At 75.0% G+C, this 22,129-nt stretch carries 18 protein-coding genes; 6 read left to right on the plus strand and 12 right to left on the minus strand.

Annotated features, from left to right (window positions below):
- Positions 1-206: 206 nt before the first annotated feature.
- The 3 genes from KG103_RS17285 to KG103_RS17295 all read left to right on the plus strand — a co-directional run bounded on the left by KG103_RS17285 (position 207) and on the right by KG103_RS17295 (position 4,803).
- On the plus strand, positions 207-2,441 hold the full coding sequence (locus tag KG103_RS17285; RefSeq protein ID WP_207339710.1) for a glycoside hydrolase domain-containing protein: 2,235 nt from the start codon (positions 207-209) through the stop codon (positions 2,439-2,441).
- Positions 2,442-2,546: 105 nt separating this feature from the next.
- Complete coding sequence (locus KG103_RS17290) at positions 2,547-3,851, plus strand: glycosyltransferase (protein WP_207339711.1); 1,305 nt, start codon at positions 2,547-2,549, stop codon at positions 3,849-3,851.
- A gap of 142 nt (positions 3,852-3,993) precedes the next feature.
- Positions 3,994-4,803 (plus strand): hypothetical protein, encoded by an 810-nt coding sequence (locus tag KG103_RS17295; protein ID WP_207339712.1) that lies wholly within the window; start codon positions 3,994-3,996, stop codon positions 4,801-4,803.
- Positions 4,804-4,832: 29 nt separating this feature from the next.
- On the opposite strand, the gene KG103_RS17300 is transcribed toward KG103_RS17295, so the two are convergent.
- Positions 4,833-5,102: a hypothetical protein gene (locus tag KG103_RS17300; protein ID WP_207339713.1), complete on the minus strand. Its 270-nt coding sequence runs from the start codon at positions 5,100-5,102 to the stop codon at positions 4,833-4,835.
- A 15-nt stretch (positions 5,103-5,117) separates the two neighbouring features.
- On the opposite strand from KG103_RS17300, the gene KG103_RS19040 reads away from it, so the two are divergent.
- Positions 5,118-5,249 (plus strand): hypothetical protein, encoded by a 132-nt coding sequence (locus KG103_RS19040; protein WP_256439591.1) that lies wholly within the window; start codon positions 5,118-5,120, stop codon positions 5,247-5,249.
- A gap of 51 nt (positions 5,250-5,300) precedes the next feature.
- Here KG103_RS19040 and KG103_RS17305 read toward each other — a convergent pair whose 3' ends face one another.
- The 4 genes from KG103_RS17305 to KG103_RS17320 form a co-directional block, all read right to left on the minus strand.
- Complete coding sequence (locus tag KG103_RS17305) at positions 5,301-6,698, minus strand: hypothetical protein (RefSeq protein WP_207339714.1); 1,398 nt, start codon at positions 6,696-6,698, stop codon at positions 5,301-5,303.
- Positions 6,699-6,833: 135 nt separating this feature from the next.
- Positions 6,834-7,799: an NAD-dependent epimerase/dehydratase family protein gene (locus KG103_RS17310; RefSeq protein WP_207339715.1), complete on the minus strand. Its 966-nt coding sequence runs from the start codon at positions 7,797-7,799 to the stop codon at positions 6,834-6,836.
- Between the two features lie 67 nt (positions 7,800-7,866).
- Positions 7,867-8,826, minus strand: a complete 960-nt coding sequence (locus KG103_RS17315) for an LLM class flavin-dependent oxidoreductase (RefSeq protein WP_207339716.1) — start codon at positions 8,824-8,826, stop codon at positions 7,867-7,869.
- Positions 8,827-8,919: 93 nt separating this feature from the next.
- Complete coding sequence (locus KG103_RS17320; protein ID WP_207339717.1) at positions 8,920-9,198, minus strand: hypothetical protein; 279 nt, start codon at positions 9,196-9,198, stop codon at positions 8,920-8,922.
- A 168-nt stretch (positions 9,199-9,366) separates the two neighbouring features.
- Here KG103_RS17320 and KG103_RS17325 point away from each other — a divergent pair, with 168 nt between their 5' ends.
- The gene (locus tag KG103_RS17325) at positions 9,367-10,674 is read left to right on the plus strand and encodes a sensor histidine kinase (protein ID WP_207339718.1); all 1,308 of its coding nucleotides are present in this window, start codon (positions 9,367-9,369) and stop codon (positions 10,672-10,674) included.
- Positions 10,662-11,321 (plus strand): response regulator, encoded by a 660-nt coding sequence (locus KG103_RS17330; RefSeq protein WP_207339719.1) that lies wholly within the window; start codon positions 10,662-10,664, stop codon positions 11,319-11,321. Before KG103_RS17325 ends, KG103_RS17330 begins: the two co-directional genes overlap by 13 nt.
- A gap of 31 nt (positions 11,322-11,352) precedes the next feature.
- On the opposite strand, the gene KG103_RS17335 is transcribed toward KG103_RS17330, so the two are convergent.
- From KG103_RS17335 to KG103_RS17365, 7 genes are all read right to left on the minus strand, one after another.
- Positions 11,353-11,751, minus strand: a complete 399-nt coding sequence (locus KG103_RS17335; protein ID WP_207339720.1) for a universal stress protein — start codon at positions 11,749-11,751, stop codon at positions 11,353-11,355.
- Positions 11,748-13,274 carry a tripartite tricarboxylate transporter permease gene (locus KG103_RS17340; protein ID WP_207339721.1) on the minus strand — a complete coding sequence of 509 codons (1,527 nt, stop codon included), beginning with the start codon at positions 13,272-13,274 and terminating at the stop codon, positions 11,748-11,750. Before KG103_RS17340 ends, KG103_RS17335 begins: the two co-directional genes overlap by 4 nt.
- Entirely contained in the window at positions 13,274-13,840 is a 567-nt protein-coding gene (locus KG103_RS17345; protein WP_207339722.1) for a tripartite tricarboxylate transporter TctB family protein, read from the minus strand. The genes KG103_RS17340 and KG103_RS17345 overlap by 1 nt, the downstream gene beginning before the upstream one ends.
- Complete coding sequence (locus KG103_RS17350; RefSeq protein WP_207339723.1) at positions 13,837-14,841, minus strand: Bug family tripartite tricarboxylate transporter substrate binding protein; 1,005 nt, start codon at positions 14,839-14,841, stop codon at positions 13,837-13,839. Before KG103_RS17350 ends, KG103_RS17345 begins: the two co-directional genes overlap by 4 nt.
- 230 nt (positions 14,842-15,071) lie before the next feature.
- On the minus strand, positions 15,072-18,863 hold the full coding sequence (locus KG103_RS17355; protein ID WP_207339724.1) for a glycoside hydrolase: 3,792 nt from the start codon (positions 18,861-18,863) through the stop codon (positions 15,072-15,074).
- Positions 18,864-18,938: 75 nt separating this feature from the next.
- Positions 18,939-20,699, minus strand: a complete 1,761-nt coding sequence (locus KG103_RS17360) for a glycoside hydrolase family 35 protein (protein ID WP_207339725.1) — start codon at positions 20,697-20,699, stop codon at positions 18,939-18,941.
- A 98-nt stretch (positions 20,700-20,797) separates the two neighbouring features.
- The gene (locus KG103_RS17365; RefSeq protein ID WP_207339726.1) at positions 20,798-22,114 is read right to left on the minus strand and encodes an ABC transporter substrate-binding protein; all 1,317 of its coding nucleotides are present in this window, start codon (positions 22,112-22,114) and stop codon (positions 20,798-20,800) included.
- Positions 22,115-22,129 lie beyond the last annotated feature (15 nt).

Here is a 22,129-nt window from a genome sequence, read left to right on the forward strand (position 1 = left end):
CGGTCCGGCCGGTCGCTCCGCGCCCGCCCGGCCGAAGCGTGACCTGCGCGCAACATGCCCGACACACGCGGCTCGTACCGTCACCGCACCGCACCCGTGGACACGGCGAGCGCACCGCGTCACGCTGAGTCCACCCGGCTCACGAGGCCGTCCGCCAGGCCGCGCCCACCGGCGCACGACGCACGCAGGTGAGGCAGGAGGCCGGGATGTTCGACCACGTCGACCCGTTCATCGGCACCGATGCCACCGACCTGCCCGCGCCCACGGGCCTGGCCGCGACGTGGTGGTGGCCCAAGCCGCAGGTCGGCAACACGCACCCCGGCGCGACGTACCCGCTGGGCATGGTGTCGGCCTGCGCGTACTCCGGGGCATACCCCACGGGCTACGGCCGCTACGACCTGTCGACCGAGGGGCAGCCGCCGGTGCTGCACGACCGGCTGGTGGCCAGCGGGTTCACGCACTTCCAGCAGTCCGGCACGGGTGCGATCCGCAAGTACTACAACTACTTCCGCGTCACCCCGATGCTCGGCCCGCTGGACGACCTGGGCCGCGCGTGGGAGATCGTCGACGAGGTCGCGCGCCCCGGGTACTACGCCGCGACGCTCGAATCGGGGATCCGCGCGGAGATCACGGTCGGCCCCAAGTCGGCGGTGCACCGGTACACGTTCCCCGCGCACCACGACGCGCGGCTCGTCATCGACTTCTCCCTCGGCGGGCTGGACATCCCGTACGGCCGGACCATCCCGCTGCGCGCGCACCTGGCGTCGGTAGGCCCCGGGTGCGCGGAGGGCGAGATCGTCGTCGAGGGGGCGCCGCTGGCCGTGCGGGTCGAGTGCGACGCGCAGCACTGGCGGCAGCTGCTCTGGTACGACCGGCGCCTCATGCCCGGCGGCACGCGCCTGGACTTCGACCGGATCCGCCCCACGACGCTGCGCCCGTTCGGCCTCATGTGGGCCGGGCCCACGGAGCCCGGGCAGGTGGTCGAGCTGCGGTTCGGGTTCTCGCTGCGGGGCGTCGAGCAGGCCGCGACCACCCTGGAGCGGGAGTGCGGCCCGGACCCGCGGCTGTCGTTCGAGCGGCGGCGGGCCACCACGGAGGGCGCGTGGCGCGAGCACCTGGGCAAGGTGCAGGTCGACACCCCGTCGACGGACAAGGCCACCGTCTTCGGCACCGCGCTGTACCACTCGCTGATCAAGCCGTGCCTGGCACCCGACGAGTCGCCGTTCTGGCCCACGCCCGGGCCGTTCGCGTTCGACCTGTCGACCATGTGGGACATCTACCGCACCCAGCTGCCGCTGCTGACGGCGCTGGCGCCGGACCGGGCCGTCGAGCTCGCGAACGCGCTGCTGCAGATCGCCGAGGAGGAGGGCAACCTGCCCATCGGCTACCGCATGGCGCGCGGCGCCGACCGGTTCAGCCGGCAGGGGTCCGCCCTGGCGCACACGTTCCTGGCCGACCTGTGCGCGCTGGGCCTGCCGGGCGTCGACTGGGACTGGGCGCTGGTGCACATGCACGACGACCTGCGCCGCACGTACGGCGAGGAGTTCCTGCTGCACGGCCGCACGCACCCGATCAGCCACACGCTCGACATCGCGTTCGGGTACTGGTGCACGGCGATCGTCGCGGGGCGCGTCGGCGACCTGACGCTGGTCGACCAGTTCGGGCCGCTCGCCGCGCGCTGGGCCAACGCCTTCGACCCGGAGACGGGCCTGCTGGTCGACTCGACCTACTACGAGGGCGGCCGCTGGAACTACTCGTTCCGGCTGATGCACGACATGGCGTCCCGCATCGCGCTGGCGGGCGGCGACGACGCCTTCACGACGATGCTCGACCGGTTCTTCGGGTTCGGCGCCGACCCGGTGAAGCAGCCGGGGCTGCACCCGGACGTCGAGGAGATGGCCGCCGGGTACGGGCTGCACCGCTTCGAGGGCCTCAACAACGAGCCCGACATGGAGGCGCCGTGGTCGTACATGTACGCCGGGCGCCCGGACCGCACCGCCCAGGTGGTGCACGACGTCGTGCAGCAGCAGTTCGGCGCCGGCCGCGGCGGGCTGCCGGGCAACGACGACTCCGGCGGGCTGTCGTCCTGGTACGTCTGGGCGTCGCTGGGGCTGTTCCCCGTCGCGGGGCAGAACCTGTTCCTGCTCAACGCGCCCGCGTGGCGCGAGGCACGGCTCGACGTCGGCGGACGCCCGCTGACCGTCGAGACGACGGGGTTCGTCGAGCCGGAGCCCGGCGGCCCCGTGCAGCACGTGCAGTCGGTCCACCTGGACGGGGTCCCGCTGGACCGTCCGTTCCTGACGGGCGGCGAGCTGCACTCCGGCGGCCGCCTGCTCATCGGCCTCGGCCCGGAACCGTCGGGCTGGGGCACGCAGCACCGACCACCCAGCGCGCGGGCGCCGCACGTCGACGTCCCGCTCCCCCGCCTCACCCTTCCCTGACGGGGCTGGGCCGGCCTCCCGCCCCCGCGCGAGGGCTGTCCACCCCCACCCACCCCCCTCTCTCCCCCCCGAGAGGGCGAGCCAGCCACCTGAGAGGACGACGCCGTGGACACCACTGCCGCCCGCCCCGACCGCCGCCTCGTGATCGTGGTGCGCGCCGACCCGGTGATCTGCGGTCACTCGGGTGAGGCGCGCAACCTCGCCGAGGCCGCGCTGCAGCGGGGTTTCGACGAGGTCCGCATCGTCACGTGGTCCGTCGAGCGGCTGCAGGAGGCGGGCCTGCCGCTCAAGCCGCTGGACGGCGTGACGCCGTACTCCCCCGGGATCGTCGTGGAACGTCCCGAGCCCGTGGGCGACTACAAGGTCCCCGACGGCCGCTACCTCGCCGGGCTGACCGGCCGGCTGGTCGAGCTGTTCACCGACGGCGTCCCCACGGTCGCCATGTCGCTGTACCTGTCGCCGCACGCCACGGCCGTGGCCGACGCCGTCTCGGTCGCACGCCGCACGGGCCTGCCCGTGAACGTGGTCACCGTCGCGGAGGCCGTCGGGTCCGACGTCACCAACGTGGTCCGCGCGTGCGTCGAGCAGGACCGGTTCGGCGCCGCGGCGCACGTGCTCGCGCAGTACCTGTCGCACGACGTGGTGCTCGCCGTCTCGCAGTACACCCGGGACCTGGTGATCACCGAGGCCGCCGCCATCGACGCCCGGCACGGCACCCGGTTCGCCGACGAGTGCCGTGAGCGCGTCAACGTCTCCTACCCGGCGATCGACGTCGGCACCTACCTGGCGCGCGACGAGGACGAGACCGACCGGGCGCTCGCCGCGCGCGGGCTCACGCGCGACGGGTACGTGCTGTTCCTGTCCCGCCTCGCGCACGCCAAGGGCGTCGACGACCTCATCGACGGCTACGTGCGCTCGGGAGCACCGGCCGCGGGTCGGCGGCTGGTCATCGCGGGCAACGGCCCCCAGGCGGCCGAGCTGCGGGCCCACGCCGCGCGCACCCCGGTGGCCGACCTCATCACCTTCCTCGACGACGTCCCCGACGACGAGAAGGGCCACCTCATGGCCGGCTGCACGGCGTTCGTGCTGCCGTCCAAGCCGCGCCCGGAGTTCGTCGAGACGTTCGGGATCGCGCTGGTCGAGAAGATGCTGTCCGGCGGTGGCCCGGTGATCACGACCGTGACCGGCGGGATCGGCGAGGCCGTGGGCGACACCGCGATCATCGTCCCGGTGGACGACCCCGACGCCATCGCCGCCGCGATCGACGACGTGCTGGCGATGGACCGCGCGGAGCGGGCCGCCTGCGCCGAGCGGGCGCGGGAGTACGCGCTGCGGTTCGACCGCGGGGTGGTGCTCGACCGGATCCTCGATCGGGTCACCGCGGTGAGCTGGGCGCCGGTCCCGGCCTGAGGGGCCGCGCCCGGACGGACGTACGCACGTCGCCGGAAGACCCGGGCGTGTCGCATGCCGGATATGTCAGGCTTCCTGCGGTCCTGTGTGAGCGACGAGCCGGCCGGTTCGATCCCGCGACCACCTGTCCCGGAGGTCTGCCGTGCTGTCGCGTCATCGTGCCGTCGTCGTCCCGTCCCTCGTCGCACTGCTGTGCGCCCTGCCCGCGTGCAGCTCCGCGCCCGCGGACGTCGCAGCGAGCCCGTCCGCGACGGCCGCGGCGACCCCGACCCCAGAGGAGGCCGTCGGCGGGACGCTCACGAAGGACGACTTCGTCCGCACGATCACCGACGCGTTCACCGCTGTGGGCAGCTACGACTTCACGGTCGTCCTGGGCACGGACGGCTCGCTCGGTGAGGTGAGTGGCTCGATGCATCTGGGTGAGGTCCCCTCGTACGACATGACGATGGCGATGGTCGGCATGGAGATGCGGATGCGCGCCGTCGACGGCACGGGGTACGTCAGCCTCGGTGAGCTGACCGGCGGCAAGTTCCTCGCCGTCGACCCTTCGGACGCGTCGGACCCGTTCGCCGCGGCGTTCGCGGACTCGGTGAACCAGGCCGACCCGTCGATGGGTCTGAAGGAGCACGAGGCGGCGATCGTCAGCGTGACCGCCGTCGGCGAGCCGACGGACGTCGACGGCGTGCAGGTGCGGACGTACGAGGTGCTCGTCGACCCGCGGAAGATGCCCGAGCGGATGGCCGACCTGGAGAGCAGCCTGCCGCCCGGCCAGGAGATTCCCGAGACGCTCGCGTACACCTACCTGATCACCGCTGACGGCCTCGTCCGGGAGGTGTCGTACGAGATCCTCGGGATCGAGGGGCGGATGACCACGTCGAACTGGGGTGCTGCGGCGCCCGTCACGGCGCCCGGGCCCGACGAGATCACGACGCAGGAGGCGCTCGGCGGCTGAGCCGAGGGAGGGGGCGCGGCCACCTTCCGTCAGCCGGTCAGGGCGGCGAGCACCGTACGCTCCTCGGCGGGCGTCAGACCGGAGCGCCGCGGCCGGTCGGCGCCGCGCGCGACCTCGTCGGCCAGCGCGCGGCCGACGGTCTCGGCCAGCGTCCGCTCGTGCCCGCCGGCCGCGCGGTACGCCGACCCGTCGCGCCGCACGAGCGCGGACGCCTCGGGCGGCAACCACAGCGGCAACGACCGGGGCCCTGCCCAGTGCCGGACGTCGTGGGCGAGCAGCGCCGCGTCGTCGACAGGCACGACGACGTCCTGGCGATGGACCGCGCGGAGCGCGCCGCGTCCGCCGAGCGGGCGCGGGAGTACGCGCTGCGCTTCGACCGGGGGGCCGTGCTGGACCGGATCCTCGACCAGGTGACCGCGGTGACCTGGGAACCCGTCCCGGCATGACGAGCCTCCGGGGGCCGGGTCGGCGCGCGGCCGACCCGGCCCCTGCGCTCGTCAGGGGGTCGCGTAGGCGGTGAACTGCGTCCCGGCGGGCAGCTCGTCGTAGAAGTCGATCTCGAACGGGCCCTCGCCACCTGCGGGCACGAGCTCGACGTAGCCGCGCTCCGCGCCCACCACCGTCCCCGCCGGGTCGGTCGCCACGACCACGACCAGGGCCATCTCCACGTCCTCGGCCAGGCTGCTCGTCACCGTCCCGGTGATCGTCGTCCCCCACGACGACTCCTCCGCGACCGGTGTGCTCGTGGTGAGCGCACCGCCGCCGGGCGCGTGGACGACCCCGCGCTGCACGGCGGGCAGCCGCACCTCGACGCGGTCGGGCGTCATGCCGCCGAGCTCACGGAAGGTCCCCGTGATCGCGGTGCGACCGGGCAGCGCCGTCAGGTACTGGGGGCGAGCCGCGATGAGGGTGCCGTCGGCGGCGATCGCCTCGACCGACATCTCCGCGGAGTCGTACCGGTGGTCCGGGTTGGGGTTGTCGACGGTGACGACGAACCACCAGGACCCCTCATCGAGCGGGTCCGGCCCGAACGCGATGTCGGCCACCTGCAGCGGTGCCGCGGCCGGGCCGGTGCCGGCCTGCGCGTCGTCGCCCGCGCCCTGCTCGTCCGCCCGCTCGCCACCCTGCTCGTCGGGCTGCGCGCCACCCGGCAGGTCCTCGTCGGGGACCGCACCGGGACGCTCCGGCTCCACGTGCTCCTCCACCTGCTCCGCGACGACCTCCGTGGTCGAGACGAGCTCGTACACGACCAGCGTGGTGAAGCCGACCACGGTCGCCAGCGTCCCGACGACGACACCGGCGACGCCCGCACCGACCTTCCGGCCCGCGCCCCGCCCCCGGGCGATCGACACGATGCCCAGCACCAGCGCGACCAGACCCAGCAGCACCGCCACGACGTTGGCGACCGGCACCCAGGCCATGACGAACGCGATGATCGCCAGGACGAGGGCGGCGACGGCGAGGCCGTTGCGCGTCGGGGGCGCGACCGGGCCCCAGGGCGCGCCCGGCGGGTTGGCGGCGGGGTCGGGGCCCAGCGGGTGGGCGCCGGTCGGGTCGGTGCTCGGCGGGGTGGTGCCGGGCGGCCGCCAGGGGGACGACCCGGCCGGGTCGTGCGGCGAGTCGGACGGGGCACCGGGACCGTACGTCGCAGCGGGCGGCCCGGGCGTGCCGTACGGCGCCCCGCCGACCTGGTACGGGTTCGCAGCGGGCCCGCCGTACGGGCTCGCGGCCGACCCGCCGTACGGGGACACCGGTCCGCCGTGGGGGACGGTCCCGGGCGGTGCGGGCGGGACGTCGGGCGCCGCGAAGGGCTCCAACGGCGGCGGTCCCGGCGGCGGGGGCGGCGGGACCGCCCCGGTTCCGTGCGGCGTCGTCGACGGGTCCTCGCTGCTCACGGCACTCCTGATCCAGGGGGTGGGATGGGTCAGGCAGCATCTTGACGCACGTCGCCGGGATCACCGGGTGAGAGCCCGGAGCCGACGCCCGGACGGTCGAGCCCGTCCCCGTCCCGGCCGCCGCCGTCCAGCCGGTCAGCGGGACGCCGCGGCCAGCACCTCGCGCTCCTCGTCCGGCGTGAGGCCGGCGCGACGCGGCCGGTCCACGCCACGTCGCACCTCGTCGGCCAGGACGCGGGCGATCGTGTCGCGCAGCGGGCGCTCCGTGCCGCCGGCCGCGCGGTACGCCGACCCGTCGCGGCGTGCGAAGCCGATCGCCTCCGGGGGCAGCCACAGCGGCAACGACCGCGGACCGGCCCAGTACGCCACGTCGTGCGCCAGCAGGGTCGCGTCGTCGACGGGCACGAGCTCGGCGTCCGGCCCAGAGACGGCGGCGACCTCGGCGAGCAGGTCAGCCAGCGGGACGGCCGTGCCGACGGCGTTCACCGGCCCGGTGAGGCCCGCGCGCCCCGCGGCGACGAGCCACGCGGCGAGGTCGTCCACGTCGATCACCTGCATGAAGCGCCCCTCCGGCGTCGGGGCGAGCACCCGCCCGCCACGGTGCAGGCGCGCCGGCCAGTAGCCGAACCGGTCGGACGGGTCCCCGGGTCCCACGATCAGCCCGGGCCGCGCGAGGAGCAGACGGTCACCGAGCCGCGCGGCGGTCGCCCGCTCCGCGGCCACCTTGGCGTCCGGGTACCGGGTCAGGTCCTCGGGCTCGACGACGGTGGCTGTCTCGTCCGCGCCCGGCTCGTCGTCCCGCGCGTACACGGACACCGACGAGACCAGCGTCCAGTGCGCCGCGCGGTCGGCGAGGGCGTCCAGCGCCGACGTGACGAGGTCCGGCTCGTACGCGATCTCGACGACCTCGTCCCAGGCGCCGGTCAGCGCGTCGTACGCGCCGGGCTCGCGCCGGTCGGCCCGGACCAGGCGGGCGCCGTCCGGCACGTCCCCCGAGGTGCCGCGCGCGAGGCAGACGACCTCCGCCCCGTCCGCGAGCGCCGCCCGCACCAGGGCGGCCCCGAGCCACCCCGTCCCGCCGAGCACCAGCACGCGTCGCATGCGCCCAGTCAACAGGCCGGGCCGACGTGGGGTGCGCGACCGGCCGGGTGACGTGCCGCGTTCGCGGTCAGCGCACGCGCGCCAGCGACTCCAGCGCGGCCACCGGGTCCGGACCGGTGGGGAACAGCACGCACGTCGTGGCACCCGCCGCACCGCGCGCGGCGATGCGCTCGCGGACGTCTGCCGGCGTGCCGGCCAGCGCGAGCTCGCGCACCCAGGCGTCGGGCAGGGCGGCCGCGAACTCCTCGGGCGACGCGCAGCGGGCACGCAGGGCCGCCAGGTCGGCCGCGAACGGCAGCGGCGCGACGTGCGGCACCCAGTCGGGCTCACCGATCCACGTGAGGCCGGTGCGTGCGAGCGCGAGGGCGCGCGCCTCGTCGTCGTCGACGGCGGCGACGTCGTAGGCGACCACGCGCGGCGGCGTGGGGGCGGCGACCTGCGCGACGGCCGCCCGCACGTAGGCAGGGGCGCACGGCTCGGCGAGCACCACGCCCTGGGCGACGCGCCCCGCCGCCGCGAGCGAGCGCGGACCCCGCACGCCCAGCAGCACGTCCGGCACGACGTCGGGCACCGACGACGGGTCGAGCGCGACGCCGTCGAGCACCACCGCCGCGCCCGGGGCCGTCGTCACCGTCTCGCCGCGCAGCAGCGCCCGCAGCGCGACGGTGTACTCCTCGAGGTACGTCAGGGGCCGCGCCGGCCACCGGCCGACCGACCGCATCCAGTCCGGCATGCCGTGCCCGATCCCGAAGGTGACGCGACCCGGGAACAGCCGCGCCAGCGTCGCGGCGTCCATCGCGGCGAACGCGACGTCCCGCGACGCGGCGGGCACGATGCCGATGCCGACGTGGATCCGCTCGGTCGCGGCCAAGACGGCTGCCGCCTGCGCGGCGCCGCCGCGGAAGCCGAGGTCCTCGACCACCCACAGCTCGTCGAAGCCCAGGGCCTCGGCGCGGCGGGCGTGCTCGAGCACACGGTCGGCGGGCAGGTCACGCGGCAGGAGCACCCCGAGGGACGGCGTCGTCATGGGGGACATCCTCGCGTGTGCCGCGCCCGCGTCGCTCGGCAGATGCGCCTGCCGCGCGAGGCGGGGCCGCCTCCCGCGAGCCGGAGGGCCGGCTCACGGCCCCATCCGGCGGTGCTCGACCACGAGCGCACCGACCAGCACGAGCACGAGCACGCCGAGCGAGATGCTCACGGCGATCCAGCCGGCCGTCGAGGTGACCAGGTTGCCGACCACGGCGACCAGCAGCAGAGTCCACAGCGCGACGCGCAACGGACGCCCGGGGGCGCCGGCCGGGTCGGCCGCTGCTGGGGCGCGGTCGGCGGGGACGGTGTCGGCGGCGGTGAGGAGGGTGTCGGTGAAGGCGGTGTCGGTGAAGGCGTCGGGACCGGTCATCGCGGGGCTCCTGGGGTGTGTCGGGATGATGCTGACGACGCTACGGACCGGCCCCCTGCTGCCACGATCCAGCCCGCCACCCAACCGAGGTGCAGCAGGCTGTACTCCCTGCCCGCCCGGCCCCGCACCGCACCGGGGGTGCCCTAGGGTCGCGGTCGAGGAGGTGCCATGACGGCCGACCCCGGTGCCCGCACCGCCCCGCCCCACCCGACGCACAACCGCGGCCCCGCCCGCGACGCCGCGCCCGTGCCGCCGCGTGCGCGCGGCCGGGCCGCGCGCACCCTCGACGCGCTCGAGCACGTGGTCGGCGGCCTGGGCACGGGGCTGCTCGCACTGATGTCGCTGCTGGCGCTCGTGCTGACCGCCCTGCTGTGCGTGGTCGGCGTGGGGTTCCTGCTCGCGCCCGGGGTGCTGCGCGCGGTCCGCGCGGTCGCGGACCGCGAGCGCACACGCCTGTCGCACACAGGCGCGCCCGTCGTCAGCCCGGGTCCGCTGCCCGACGGCCTGCGCGCGCAGCTCACGGACCCGGATGTGCACCGCGAGCTGGCGTGGACGCTGCTGCACGGGACCGTCGGCGTCCTGCTGGGCCTGGTGGCGATGACGCTGCCGTTCTCGGCCGTCCGGGACGTGACCGTGCCGCTGTGGTGGCGCGCCTTCCCCGAGCAGGTCGCGTCGACCGACCTGATGTACGTGCCGGTCACGTCGTGGCCCACCGCGTTCCTGGCCTTCCTGCTCGGTGTCGGGTGGCTCGTGCTCGCCGTCGTCGTGCTGCCGCCGCTGTCCCGGCTGCAGTCGTGGCCGGGACGTGCGCTGCTGGCGCCCCCGCCGGGCGCCGACCTGGCGCTGCGCGTCGCGCAGCTCACCGCCACCCGCGCCGGCGCGCTCGACGCCCACGTGGCCGAGCTGCGGCGCATCGAGCGGTCCCTGCACGACGGCACACAGAACCGCCTGGTCGCGGTGACCGTGCTGCTGGGGGCCGCGCGCCGGGCGGTCGCCCGGGACCCCGCCCGCGCGGAGGAGCTGCTGGAGCGCGCGCACAGCGCCGCGGAGGAGGCGCTGGCCGAGCTGCGGTCCGTCGCGCGCCACATCCTGCCGCCGGTCCTCACCGACCGGAGCCTGGCCGACGCGCTGACCGGGCTCGCGTCGTCCAGCCTCGCGCCGTGCGCGCTGCGCGTCGACCTGCCCGGGCGGTGCGCCGCGTCGGTGGAGGCCACCGCGTACTTCGTGGTCGCCGAGGCGCTGACGAACGCGGCCCGGCACGCCCGCGCGACCGCCGTCACGGTGGACGTCGGGATGGTCGCGGGCCGGCTGCGCGTCGCCGTCACCGACGACGGCGCGGGCGGCGCGGACGAGACCGCCGGGTCCGGCCTCGCCGGGATCCGGCGCCGCGCCGAGGCGCACGACGGCACGATGCTGCTGACCAGCCCGCCCGGCGGGCCGACGACCCTGGAGGTGACCCTGCCGTGCGGATCGTGATCGGCGAGGACGACGCCCTGCTGCGCGAGGGCCTGGCCCTGCTGCTGCGGGCCGAGGGACTGGACGTGGTGGCCACGGCCGCCGACGCCGACGAGCTGCTGGCGGCCGTCGAGCGCCACGAGCCCGACGTCGCGATCGTCGACGTGCGGATGCCCCCGACCCACACCGACGAGGGCATCCGCGCGGCCGTCGAGGCGCGCCGGCGCCACCCGGACCTGGCGGTGCTGGTGCTGTCGGCGTACGTCGAGCAGGCCTTCGCCACCGACCTGCTGGTGCAGGGCGGTGCGCGTCTGGGCTACCTGCTCAAGGAGCGGGTCGGGCGCGTCGAGGAGTTCCTGGCTGCGCTGCACCGCGTGGCCGACGGCGGCACGGCCATCGACCCCGACGTGGTCGCCCAGCTGCTCACGCGGACGCGGTCCGACCCGCGCCTGGACCGCCTGAGCCCACGGGAGCGCGAGGTGCTCGAGGTCATGGCCGAGGGCCTGGGCAACACCGCGATCGCGACCCGCCTGTTCATCACCGAGGGCGCCGTCCACAAGCACATCCGCAGCATCTTCGCGAAGCTCGACCTGCCGCCCGACGACGAGGCGGACCGCCGCGTCACCGCCGTGCTGCGGTACCTGGAGGACGCCCAGCGCCGGGGGTGAACGGCGCCGGCGCCGGCGGCGACGCCCCGCCTCAGCGCTCCTCCGCCGCCTTCACCGCCAGCACCGGGCACCGCGCGTCCAGCAGGATCCGCTGCGCGGTGGACCCGAGCAGGAACTTGCCGACGGGTGACCGGTGCCGGATGCCGATGACGAGCATCGTCGCGCCGACCTCGTCGGCGATGCCGAGCAGCGCGTCGGGGACGTCGCGCACGACCGGTTGGCGGACCTCGGCCTCGACGTCCAGCAGGGCGAGCAGCGTGCGGACGTCGGCGACGTCGTCGGCGCCGGCGTACCGGTCGTCGACGGCAGCGGTGCCGGTCGTCGCGTTCACCACCAGCAGCTCCTCGCCGTGCACTCGCGCCTCGCGCGCCCCACGGACGAGGGCCGCGTGGCCCCGGGCGTCGGGCGTCCAGCCCACGACGACGGTCATCGCCTCACCTCTTCCTCGAGCTCGTCGACCTCGTCCGCCAGCCGCTCCGGCCCCTGCCGCCCGGGGACCAGCCGCAGCACGAGCGGCCCCAGCAGCAGCGCCGCGATCACCACGTACACCACCACCGCGACGGGCTCGCTCCACAGCGCCGCGACGTCCCCGCGGGACAGCTGGAGCGCCTGGCCCAACTGCTCCTCGAGCCGCGGCCCGAGGATGACGCCCACGATGAGCGGCAGGACCGGCAGCCCGAAGCGGCGCATCGCGAACCCCAGGGCACCGAACAGGCAGAGCAGCGCGACGTCGAACCACTGGAAGTTCACGCTGTACGCGCCGAGCACCGCGAAGAACAGGATGCCCGCGTACAGGTACGGCCGCGGGATGCGCAGCAGCCGCGCCCAGACCGGGGCGAGGGGCAGGTTGATGACCAGCAGCAGGGTGTTGGCGACGAACAGGCTGGCCAGCAGCGTCCACACCAGCTCCGGCTCGGCCTCGAACAGCTGCGGTCCGGGCTGCAGGCCGTAGCCCTGCATCGCGGCGAGGATGACGGCGGCCGTCGCGGTCGTCGGCAGGCCGATGGCCAGCAGCGGGACGAGCGTGCCGGCGGCGGACGCGTTGTTGGCGGCCTCGGGCCCGGCGACGCCCTCGATGGCGCCCTTGCCGAACTCGTCGCGGTGCTTGCCCGCGAGCCTGCGCTCGGTGACGTACGACAGGAACGTCGGCATCTCGGCACCGCCGGCGGGCAGCGCGCCGAACGGGAAGCCGAACGCGGTGCCCCGCAGCCACGGCTTCCACGACCGCCCCCAGTCGGCGCGGTCCATCCACGGCCGCCCCACGGGGATGATCTCCAGCGGCCGACGGCGCAGGTGCGCGGCGACCCACAGCGCCTCCCCGACGGCGAAGATCGCGACGGCGACGACGACGATGTCGATGCCGTCGGCGAGCAGGGGGTTGCCGAACGTCAGGCGCGCCTGCCCGGTCGCGGTGCCGACGAGCCCGATCGTCAGCCCCAGCGCCAGCGCGATGAAGCCACGCAGCCGCGAGGACCCGAGCACCGTGGTCACGGCGATCAGCGCGAGCACCATGAGCGCGAAGTACGACGGCGCGCCCAGGACGACGACCCACTCGGCGACCGTCGGTGCGAGCGCGACCAGCAGGATCGTGCCGATGGTCCCGGCGACGAAGGACCCGATCGCGGCGGTCGCCAGGGCCTGCGCCGCGCGCCCGCCCTTGGCCATCTTGTTGCCCTCGAGCGCGGTGATGACCGACGACGACTCCCCGGGCGTGTTCAGCAGGATCGACGTCGTCGACCCGCCGTACATGCCGCCGTAGTAGATGCCGGCGAACAGGATGAGCGCCGCACTGGGCTCGACGTTGTAGGTCACCGGCAGCAGCAGCGCGACCGTCATGGCCGGGCCGATGCCGGGCAGCACGCCGACGGCGGTGCCGAGCAGCACGCCGACCACCGCGTACAGCAGGTTCTCCGGCGTGACGGCCAGGCTCAGGCCCGTGAGCAGCGCGTCCATCACAGGACCCCGTCCAGGACGCCCGCGGGGATGGGGATGCCCAGCCCGACGTAGAACCCGTACCAGGACCCCACCGACATGACCGCCCCGATCAGCAGGTTGCGCACCCAGTGCCGGTTGCCGAGCACGGTCGCGGCACCCGCGAACAGCAGCGCGCCGACGATCGCCCACCCCAGGAGTTCCAGCAGCGCGACGGTGGCGACGAGGACGCCGGCGAGCCCGGCGAGCGTGCGCCAGTCGGTGCCCTGGTCGAGGTCGACGTCCTCACCGGCCTCGCCCTCGGCACGGTCGCCGCGGGCCGTCGCGACCGCGAAAAGGACCGCGAGCACGACGAGCGCCGAGCCGATGACGTACCCGAAGGCCGCCGGCCGCACGACCTGGTCGGCGAAGCCCGGTCCGAGTCCCGCGGAGTCGACGACCGTCCCGACGCCGACGACCGCGAGCACCGCGGCGAGCCCGTACTGCGCGCGGTCGACGGTCGGCGCCGGGGCACCGACCCCGTCGTCACCGGGCCCGGCGGCCGGGGTGCGGCCCGCCGCGCCCGCAACGCCGCCCGCCGCGCTCACAGCAGGCCCAGCTCGTCGAGGGTGCCGGACACCCGCTCGTCCTGCTCCACGAGGAACTCCTCGAACTCGTCGCCCGTCACGAACGCGTCGACCCAGCCGTTGGTCTCCAGCGCCTCTTGCCACGCCTCGGTCCCGTGCATCTCCTCGAGCAGCGCGATGTGCGCGTCGCGGACCTCGTCGGGGATGCCCGGCGGCGCGAGCACGCCGCGCCAGTTGGTGAACACCAGGTCGATGCCCGACTCGACGAGCGTGGGCGCGTCGACACCCGCGAGCCGCTCCTCGCCGGAGACGGCGAGCACCCGCAGCGACCCGTCGGCGATCTGCCCCTCGAACTCCGCGAGCCCGGACGTGCCGACGTCGATCTTGCTGCCGAGCAGCGCGGTGGTCAGCGGGCCGCCGCCGTCGTAGGAGATGTAGTTGACGGCCGTCGGGTCGACGCCGACCGCGTCCGCGAGCTGCATGGGGAACAGGTGGTCCGGCCCGCCGGGGCTGGACCCGCCGCCGACGCGCACACTGCCCGGGTCGGCCAACCACGCCGTGACCAGGTCGTCCACCGTCTCGAACGGCGAGTCGGCCGGGACCAACAGGCCCTCCTGCTCCTCGACGAGCTGAGCGATGGGCGTCGCCCCGCTGACCCGCGCGTCCGAGCCGTTGGTGTACGTCGCGCCGACGACGCCCAGGCCCATCGTCATGAGCAGGTCCTCCGCGCCGCGCTCGTTGACGAGCCGCTGCATGGCAACGGTCCCGCTCGCGCCCGTCACGTTGCTGACCTCGAACCGACCGGTCAGGCCCGCGGACTCCATGACGCGCGTGGCCGCGCGACCCGTCTGGTCGTAGCCGCCGCCGGGCGCGTTGGGGATCATCATGCGCAGCCGCTGGTTCTCGGCGCCGTCGTCACCGCGCGTGACGCCGCACCCCCCGAGCGCGAGCACCGCGACCAGCGCTGCGGCGACGACCGCCCTCCGCCCCGGCCCGGACCGACCCGCAGCGACGCCCCCCATGCAGAACACCTCCTCGTGCCTGCGTCGATCCTGCTGCCTGGGGGGCGGACCGGCACGTCGAGGGGGCGGAGGTGCAGGTGTCGCGCACAGCGCGGCGGTGGTGGTGGGAGCGAGTGAGGCGTCACCCCGCTCGGCTGCTGCGACCGAGGGCGTCTCAGCACAGCACGACCCCGGGGAGAGCGCGTCTCCCCGGGGTCGCACCGGTGGTGGGTCAGGTCAGACGGTGGCGGTCACCGTCCGGCGTGCCCGATCGGCCCTCCGTGCTTTCCCGGCTTCCCCGGCTTCCCCGGCTTGCCGGGCTTGCCGGGGTCTCCCGGCTTCCCCGGCTTCCCCGGCTTGCCGGGCTTCCCGGGGTCTCCCGGCTTGCCCGGGTCGACGTCCGCGACGACCGTCGCCGGCGCCGACGTGACCTCCGTCGACGTCGCGAAGCCACGCGCCGTGGCGGTCACCGTCACGGTCACCGCCCCGCCGACGTGCTTGCGGGTCGGCGTGAACGTCGCCCGGTGCGCGCCGGGGACGGGCCTGCCGTCGACCGCCCACCGGTAGGTGAGCCGCGCGTCGGCGGGGTCGGCGTCGACGACGGCGGTGAGCCGTCCCCGGACGGCGGCTGCCCCGTCGGCGTCCAGCCCGCCGATCGTCACGCCCCGGACGACCGCCTGGCGCACCACGCGCACGGTCGTCTCGGTGGTCACCGTGCCGTCGGGCGACGTGACCCGGACGGTGGCGACGCCGCCGTTCTCGTCCGACGGCTGCGTCACCTCCACCCGCGCGGCCGCGTCGACGGGCACCGCGACGACCGTCGGCCAGGCCGACCCGTCGACCGTGACGTCGAACGACGTCGTCCCGGGTGCCAGGCCCGGCACGTCGACCCCGTTCGTGCGCAGCGCCGCCAGGTCGGCCACGGACGACGCCGCGGGGGCGACGGCACCGATCTCGACCTCGGAGACGATCATGTGGACGCCCGGGTTCGGCGTCAGCGCGAACCGCAGGCCCGTCGCGGTCACGCCGTCGAGGTCGAGCGTGACGACCGGGGCCGTCCCGTCACCCGGCTCGACGACCGCGATCGGCGACCCGTCGACCGGCACCCACGCGCCGTCCTCGCCTCTCCGCTCGACCGCCACCTCGCTCGCCCAGCTGCGGTGGCTGCCGTCCGCGTAGAAGTGCACGGCCGCGTCGGCCACCTCGGTCACCGGGAACGTGTACGTCAGGGTGTCGCCCGCGCGTGCGGTGCTCACCCAGTTCGACCACGCCTTGTCGGTGCGGTCACCGTTGCGGGTGTTCTCGATCGAGTACCCCGGCTCGGTGAACGTCGCCTCGGCCGTCGTCGTGGGCAGCGGCACGATGTTCGCCGACGACCGCGCCGTGACGACCACGTGCAGCGTCGCCGCGACGGGCTCGGCACCGGCCTCGTTCGACTGGGCCGCACCGGTCACGCGCACGACGCCCTGCGCCGCGAACGACTCGTCGGTGACGCCCGACCAGTCCCACGTGACGGGCGTGTCGAACGTCGCGGTCGACGCCCCGATGCGCGCGGGCACGACCGCGGGCGCGGCGGCCTGCACCTGCGCGAGCGTCGCCCCCTCGTAGGTGGTGACGGACACCGGGTCGGTGACCGTGAACCCGCCGACGTCGACCGTGCCGGTGACCTGCAGGGTCGTGCCGTACACGTCGGTCGCGGTGCCGGTGACCGGCACCTGCCCGGCCTGCTCCCACGTGCCGGCCGGCACGTCGTCCCACACCACCGCGGCGGCGGGGCCCGTGCCCCAGCGGTACGTCGGCACCACCGTGGCGGGCAGCACCGGCGCGACGCCGACCGTGGTGCTCACGGCGACCGGCGGGACGCCGGTGGCCTCGACGTCGCGCGGGTACCAGCGCTGGTTGGCGCCACCGTTGGAGCCGTACACCCCGACGCCCGCGCCCTCGGTGGTGGACTGCCCACCGACCTCGAGCGCCTGGCCGACCCCCTCGTTGACCAGCGCGTACGTGAGCGTGTCGGTCGAGGACAGGATCCAGCGGGTCTGCGGGTCCTGCGCCGCGTCGGCCACGGGCACCGACCGCAGGTCGGTCCCGGCGGGAGTCGCCCCCAGGACGCGCCCGTCGGCCGCCTCCAGCACCACGCGCCGGGTGCCGTCGAGGCGTCCCGGTGCCACGGCGCGCGCGGTCCACAGCTGCGGGCCCACCGCCTGCGCGGTGTCGCCCGGGGTGGTGATGGTCGTCGCGGTGGCCGCGTCGGCCGCCGTCAGCGCCTTGCCGCTCTGCACGCCCACCAGCTGGTAGGTGCGCCCGTCGGCGAGTGCCGCGGCGTCGTCCGCCACGCCGCTGACGCCCGCGAGGTCCACGGACGTCACGGACCGGGCCGGGAGCGTGAGCGTGACCGTCCGGGCCGCGGCGTCGACCGCCACGGCCTCGCCCGGCGCCAGCGCGTTCGCGCCCGGCTGGTCGGCCGGCGACTCGGTGGTCACGTACGGCGTCGCGGTCGCCCCCGGGGCGATCGTGCCGAAGTGGCGCAGGTCGACCGTGAGGGTCACCGGCTCGGACGTCGCGTTGGTGTGCACCAGCGTCGTCGACGTGCCGTCGGCCTTGAGCGCGGCCGTCGTGGTCGTCGAGTCGGTGCCGATGACGCGGTCCCCGGGCCGGATGAAGTGCGTGAAGTTGCGTGTGGTGTCGTACTTGGTGCTCGTCTCCACGTGGCACGGCTCGACGCCCGTCCAGTCGCCGTCGGCGTCGTCGACGCGCCGCTCGGACGCGAACACGCGGTCCTCACCGGAGCCGTACCAGCGGCAGTCGAGGTCGATGAAGACCCCGCCCCAGTTGGAGTTCTCGCCCTGCGGCTCCATGTTGTAGAGGTCCTCGACCGGCTGCCAGAACACCCACGCGTCCGACTCGAGCTCGCGCAGGTCGTCGTGGATGCGCCCGGCCAGGCCCAGGCCGTTGACGATGCTCGCCGGGTTCCACCCCGACACCCAGCTGCCCTCGACCTCGCTCATCCACAGCGGCTTGTCCGCGACCTTGGCCAGGTCGCGGACCGTGACGCGCCCGCCGGTGCCGTACGTGTGCACGTTGAGCTGGTCGACGTTGGCGCGGGTCTGCGCGTCGTACGCCTCCCAGTTGCGCACGAACGTGCCGGGGTTGGTCTCGTCCATCGCGGACACCACGGCATCGGTCGTGGAGCCCGGGGCGCGCAGCCGCTCGGCCAGCGCGTCGATGAGGTCGGCCTGCCGCTGCGGGCCGACGTGCATGCCCTCCTGCCGGCCGCCCACCGGGACGCCGTCCTCCAGGGTGGTGCGCCAGTAGTTCGTGTTGGGCTCGTTGAGCGGGTCGACGGTCGCGACGTCGATGCCGTGCGCGTCCTCCAGCGCCTCGCTGACGCGCACCAGGTACGCGGCGAAGTCGTCGACGGAGTCGGGCCGCAGCTGCTCGGTGGTCGGGTCGAACCCGCCGGACACGTACCCGTTCTCCGTCATGAACCACGGCGCGGAGTTGGCGAACGTCTCCCAGTGGGTGATCTGCTCGTCGTCCGCGAGCTGCTGCACCCACCACCGCTGCCCGGCGTCCGCGTCCAGGTCGTAGAACCGGTCGTCGGCCGGGTCGAACGCCTCGCGGACCGCCTCGGCGTTCGCGTGCGTCGTCGGGGCGCCGTACAGGTCGCCGGTGGGGTCGGCACGCCACCACCCCGGGACGGCGCCGCCGGCCCGCAGGTAGTCCTCGACGTCGGACGCGTGGCCGCCGCCGATGTTGTACCGCGCGATGTTGAGGTCCAGCCCGTCGGCCGTGAACAGCTTGTCGTACAGGTCCTGGCGGACGTCCGCCGGGTAGCCGCCGGTCGCGTTGGCGAACCAGACGAGGGAGGTCCCCCAGCCCTGGAACGTCTCCCCCGCGTACCAGGGGTTGGGGGTGACGGTCACCGCGGTGCCCGTCGGGGCGGCGGTGGCCGGTGCGGTCACGGCCGGGGCTGCGATGAGCCCGGCCGTCAGCGCGAGCACGGCGGCTCCCGCTGTCGAGCGACGTGACGTCGTCGTCATCTGTCCTCTTTCCGAGGTCGCTGCGAACGGTGGGTGGTGCGGTGGTGCGACCGGCCGGGCACACCCGGCCGGGGGTCAGGAGTCGGTGTGGCCGAGGTCCGGCGCGTCGACCAGCGCGAGCTGACCGGCACCGGCGAGCAGCTCGAGGACGACGACGCGGTCGCCGCGCCCCGTGACGGTGGGGGCGGGCGCGTAGAGCGTGGTCTGCGGACCCTTCGACCAGTACCGGCCGAGCGACGTGCCGTTGACCCACACGACGCCCTTGCCCCAGCCGCGGGTCGAGACGAACAGGTCGGCGACCGGCAGGTCGTGCTCCCAGACGCTGAACGACGGGCCGGGCACCGGACCGGTCGCGGGTGCGGCACCGGCCGCGAGCGCCGGCGACGCCGCGACCGCGTCCACGTCGACCGGCAGCACCCGCCAGCCGGTCAGCGGCCGGCCGCCGAGGGTCGCCGGGCCGATCAGGCCCTTGTCCTCACCGATGCGCGGGCCGTAGTTGACGCGGCCCTGGTCCTCGACGAGCACGTCGAGCCGGGCGACCCCGACCGCGGGCAGCGTCAGCGCGGTCGCGTGCTCGGCGCGGTCGAGCACCCCGACCGGCCGTCCGTCGAGGAACACCTGCGCACGGTCCCGGACCTCGCCGAACGCGAGGACCGCGGGGGCGGTCAGGTCGACGGTCGCGCGGTGCAGCACGAACCCGCCCACCGCCCCGACCTGCTCGTACGTCGGCACGTCGGGTGCCTCGACCCAGCCGTCGAGCCCGTCGACGACCGACCACAGGTCCACCGTGCGCCGCCCGTCGCGCAGCACCGCGGTCGGTGCGGGCGCACGCACGGGCGGCACGTCGTCCGGCAGGGCGGTGTACCGGCCGAGCACCTCACGGAAGGCGTCGTACTTGGCGGTGCGGGTGCCGTCCTCCGCCAGCGGGGCGTCGTAGTCGTACGACGTCACGGTCGGCTGGTAGACGCCCTTGTCGTTGGCGCCGCTGGTGAACCCCGTGTTGGTGCCGCCGTGGAACATGTAGACGTTGACGGACCCGCCGGCGGCCAGCAGGGCGTCGAGGTCGGCCGCGGAGGCGGCGGCGTCCGTGGTGTGGTGGTGCGCCCCCCAGTGGTCGAACCAGCCGCACCAGAACTCCATGCACATCAGCGGGCCCGTGGGCTGGTGACGGCGCAGCACCTCGAGCCGCTCGGCCGTGCGCGACCCGAAGGTGGCCGTGCGGTGCACCCCGGGCAGGCCGCCGCGCTCCAGCATCGCGTCGTCGGCCTGGTCGCACGTCAGCAGCGGCACCTCGATGCCCTGCGCGCGCGTCATCGCGACCAGCGCGCGCAGGTACTCCTGGTCGTCGCCGTAGGCGCCGTACTCGTTCTCCACCTGCACGGCGATCACCGGGCCGCCGCGGGTGACCTGCCGGGCGGCGACCAACGGCAGCACGTGGGCGAGGTACTGCTCGACCGCGGCCAGGTACGTCGGCTCGTTGCGGCGCACCCCCACCCCCGGCAGGCGGAAGAGCCACGCGGGGAACCCGCCGTTGTCCCACTCGGCGCAGATGTACGGGCCGGGACGCACGATCGCGTGCATGCCCTCGGCGGCGACGAGGTCGAGGAACCGCCCCAGGTCCCGCGGGCCGGACGTGTCGAAGACGTCCGGGGTGGGCGCGTGCACGTTCCACGCGACGTACGTCTCGATGGTGTTGAGCCCCATCTGCCGCGCCGAGCGGATGCGGTCGGCCCACAGGTCCGGGTGGACGCGGAAGTAGTGCAGCGCGCCGGAGAGCACCTGGTGCGGGCGGCCGTCGAGCAGGAAGTCCTGCTCGCCGATCTCGAACGTGGGCATGCGGGAGCTCCTCGGGACGTGCAGGGGTTGCGGCGCGGGACGGGGGGCGGGAGGGGGGCGGGACCGCGCGCCCGGGCGTCGGGCGCGCGGTCCGGCGGTCAGTCGACCGTGAAGCCCTGGTCGTCGCCGTAGGTGACGAGCTGGTCCTGCCAGGCGCCGAGCCCCTCGGTGATGGTCGTGCCCGAGACGTAGGCCTGGCCGACCGTGTCGTTGAAGACGCTGTTGGCGTAGACCTGGAAGGGCAGGTACTGCCAGCCCTCGGCGACGTCGGCCGCCGCCTGCGCGAGCACCTCGTTGATCTTCTGCCCGCCGAAGTACTCGGACTCCTGCGCCAGGTACTCCTCGGACTCCAGGTCCGCGACCGTGGCGGGGAACCCGCCGCCCTCGAGCCGCAGCGCGACGCCGTCACCGGACGACGCGAACTCCAGGAAGTCGTAGGCGAGGGCCTTGTTCTCCGAGGCCTCCATGACGGACATCGCCGACCCGCCGTTCTCGGCGGTCACCGACTCGCCGGCCGACCACTGCGGCATCGGCGCGACGCGCCACTTGCCCGCACCCTCCGGCACGCCGGACACGAAGTTGCCGGGCATCCACGCACCGGTCACGAGCGTGGCGATGGTGCCGTTGCCCAGGCCCTGGTACCACTCGTCGCTCCACGCGCTGATGGGCGCGAGCAGGTCCTCCCCGACCAGCTGCTGCCACAGGTCGGCGTACTGCTGCGACCCCTCGTCCGCCAGGTCGATGCTCACGGTGGTGCCGTCGACCTGGAACGGCTGCCCGCCCGCCTGCCACATGAGCGACGTGGCCAGGCCCGCGTCACCGGTGTCCGAGGTGATGAAGACGCCGGGGTCGGCCGCCTGCAGCGCCCGGCCCGCGGCCACGTACTCGTCCCACGTGGTCGGCACCGCGATGCCGTGCTGCTCGAAGAGCTCGGCGTTGTAGAACATGGCCATCGGGCCGGAATCGAGCGGCAGGCCGTAGACGCCGTCGCCCTGCTGCACGGCCGACCACGGGCCGGGGGTGTACGTGCCCTCGAGCTCGTCGGCGCCCAGGTCGGTCAGGTCGGCCAGGGACTCGCCGATCGCGAACTGCGGCAGGGCGTAGTACTCGATCTGCGCCAGGTCGGGGATGCCCGAGCCGGCACCGATGGCGTTCTGCAGCGCCGTGTACTGGTCGTTGCCCGTGCCGGCGTTGACCAGCTCGATCGTCACGTCCGGGTTGGCCTCCATGTACGCGTCGGCGATGGGCTCCACGGTGGGGTCCCACGCCCAGACGAGCAGCTCGCCGCCCTCGTCGGCGGCGGCGTCCGGGTCGCCTGCGGAGCCGTCGTCTCCGCTGCAGGCGGCCAGCGTCAGGGCGAGCGCGCCGACCAGGGCGGCACCGCGCAGTGCGCCTCGGCGGGGGGTGCGGGTCATGGGGGTGTCCTCTCA

The organism is Cellulomonas wangleii (genome assembly GCF_018388445.1).
Taxonomy (GTDB): Bacteria; Actinomycetota; Actinomycetes; order Actinomycetales; family Cellulomonadaceae; genus Cellulomonas; species Cellulomonas wangleii.

Coding starts and splice junctions, on each gene's coding strand:
- KG103_RS19040 (WP_256439591.1), top strand. CDS start 5,118: ATGGACCGCGCGGAGCGCGCCGCGTCCGCCGAGCGGGCGCGGGAGTAC.
- KG103_RS17355 (WP_207339724.1), bottom strand. CDS start 18,863: ATGACGACGACGTCACGTCGCTCGACAGCGGGAGCCGCCGTGCTCGCG.
- KG103_RS17350 (WP_207339723.1), bottom strand. CDS start 14,841: ATGGGGGGCGTCGCTGCGGGTCGGTCCGGGCCGGGGCGGAGGGCGGTC.
- KG103_RS17320 (WP_207339717.1), bottom strand. CDS start 9,198: ATGACCGGTCCCGACGCCTTCACCGACACCGCCTTCACCGACACCCTC.
- KG103_RS17360 (WP_207339725.1), bottom strand. CDS start 20,699: ATGCCCACGTTCGAGATCGGCGAGCAGGACTTCCTGCTCGACGGCCGC.
- KG103_RS17285 (WP_207339710.1), top strand. CDS start 207: ATGTTCGACCACGTCGACCCGTTCATCGGCACCGATGCCACCGACCTG.
- KG103_RS17340 (WP_207339721.1), bottom strand. CDS start 13,274: ATGGACGCGCTGCTCACGGGCCTGAGCCTGGCCGTCACGCCGGAGAAC.
- KG103_RS17310 (WP_207339715.1), bottom strand. CDS start 7,799: ATGCGACGCGTGCTGGTGCTCGGCGGGACGGGGTGGCTCGGGGCCGCC.
- KG103_RS17315 (WP_207339716.1), bottom strand. CDS start 8,826: ATGACGACGCCGTCCCTCGGGGTGCTCCTGCCGCGTGACCTGCCCGCC.
- KG103_RS17325 (WP_207339718.1), top strand. CDS start 9,367: ATGACGGCCGACCCCGGTGCCCGCACCGCCCCGCCCCACCCGACGCAC.
- KG103_RS17365 (WP_207339726.1), bottom strand. CDS start 22,114: ATGACCCGCACCCCCCGCCGAGGCGCACTGCGCGGTGCCGCCCTGGTC.
- KG103_RS17335 (WP_207339720.1), bottom strand. CDS start 11,751: ATGACCGTCGTCGTGGGCTGGACGCCCGACGCCCGGGGCCACGCGGCC.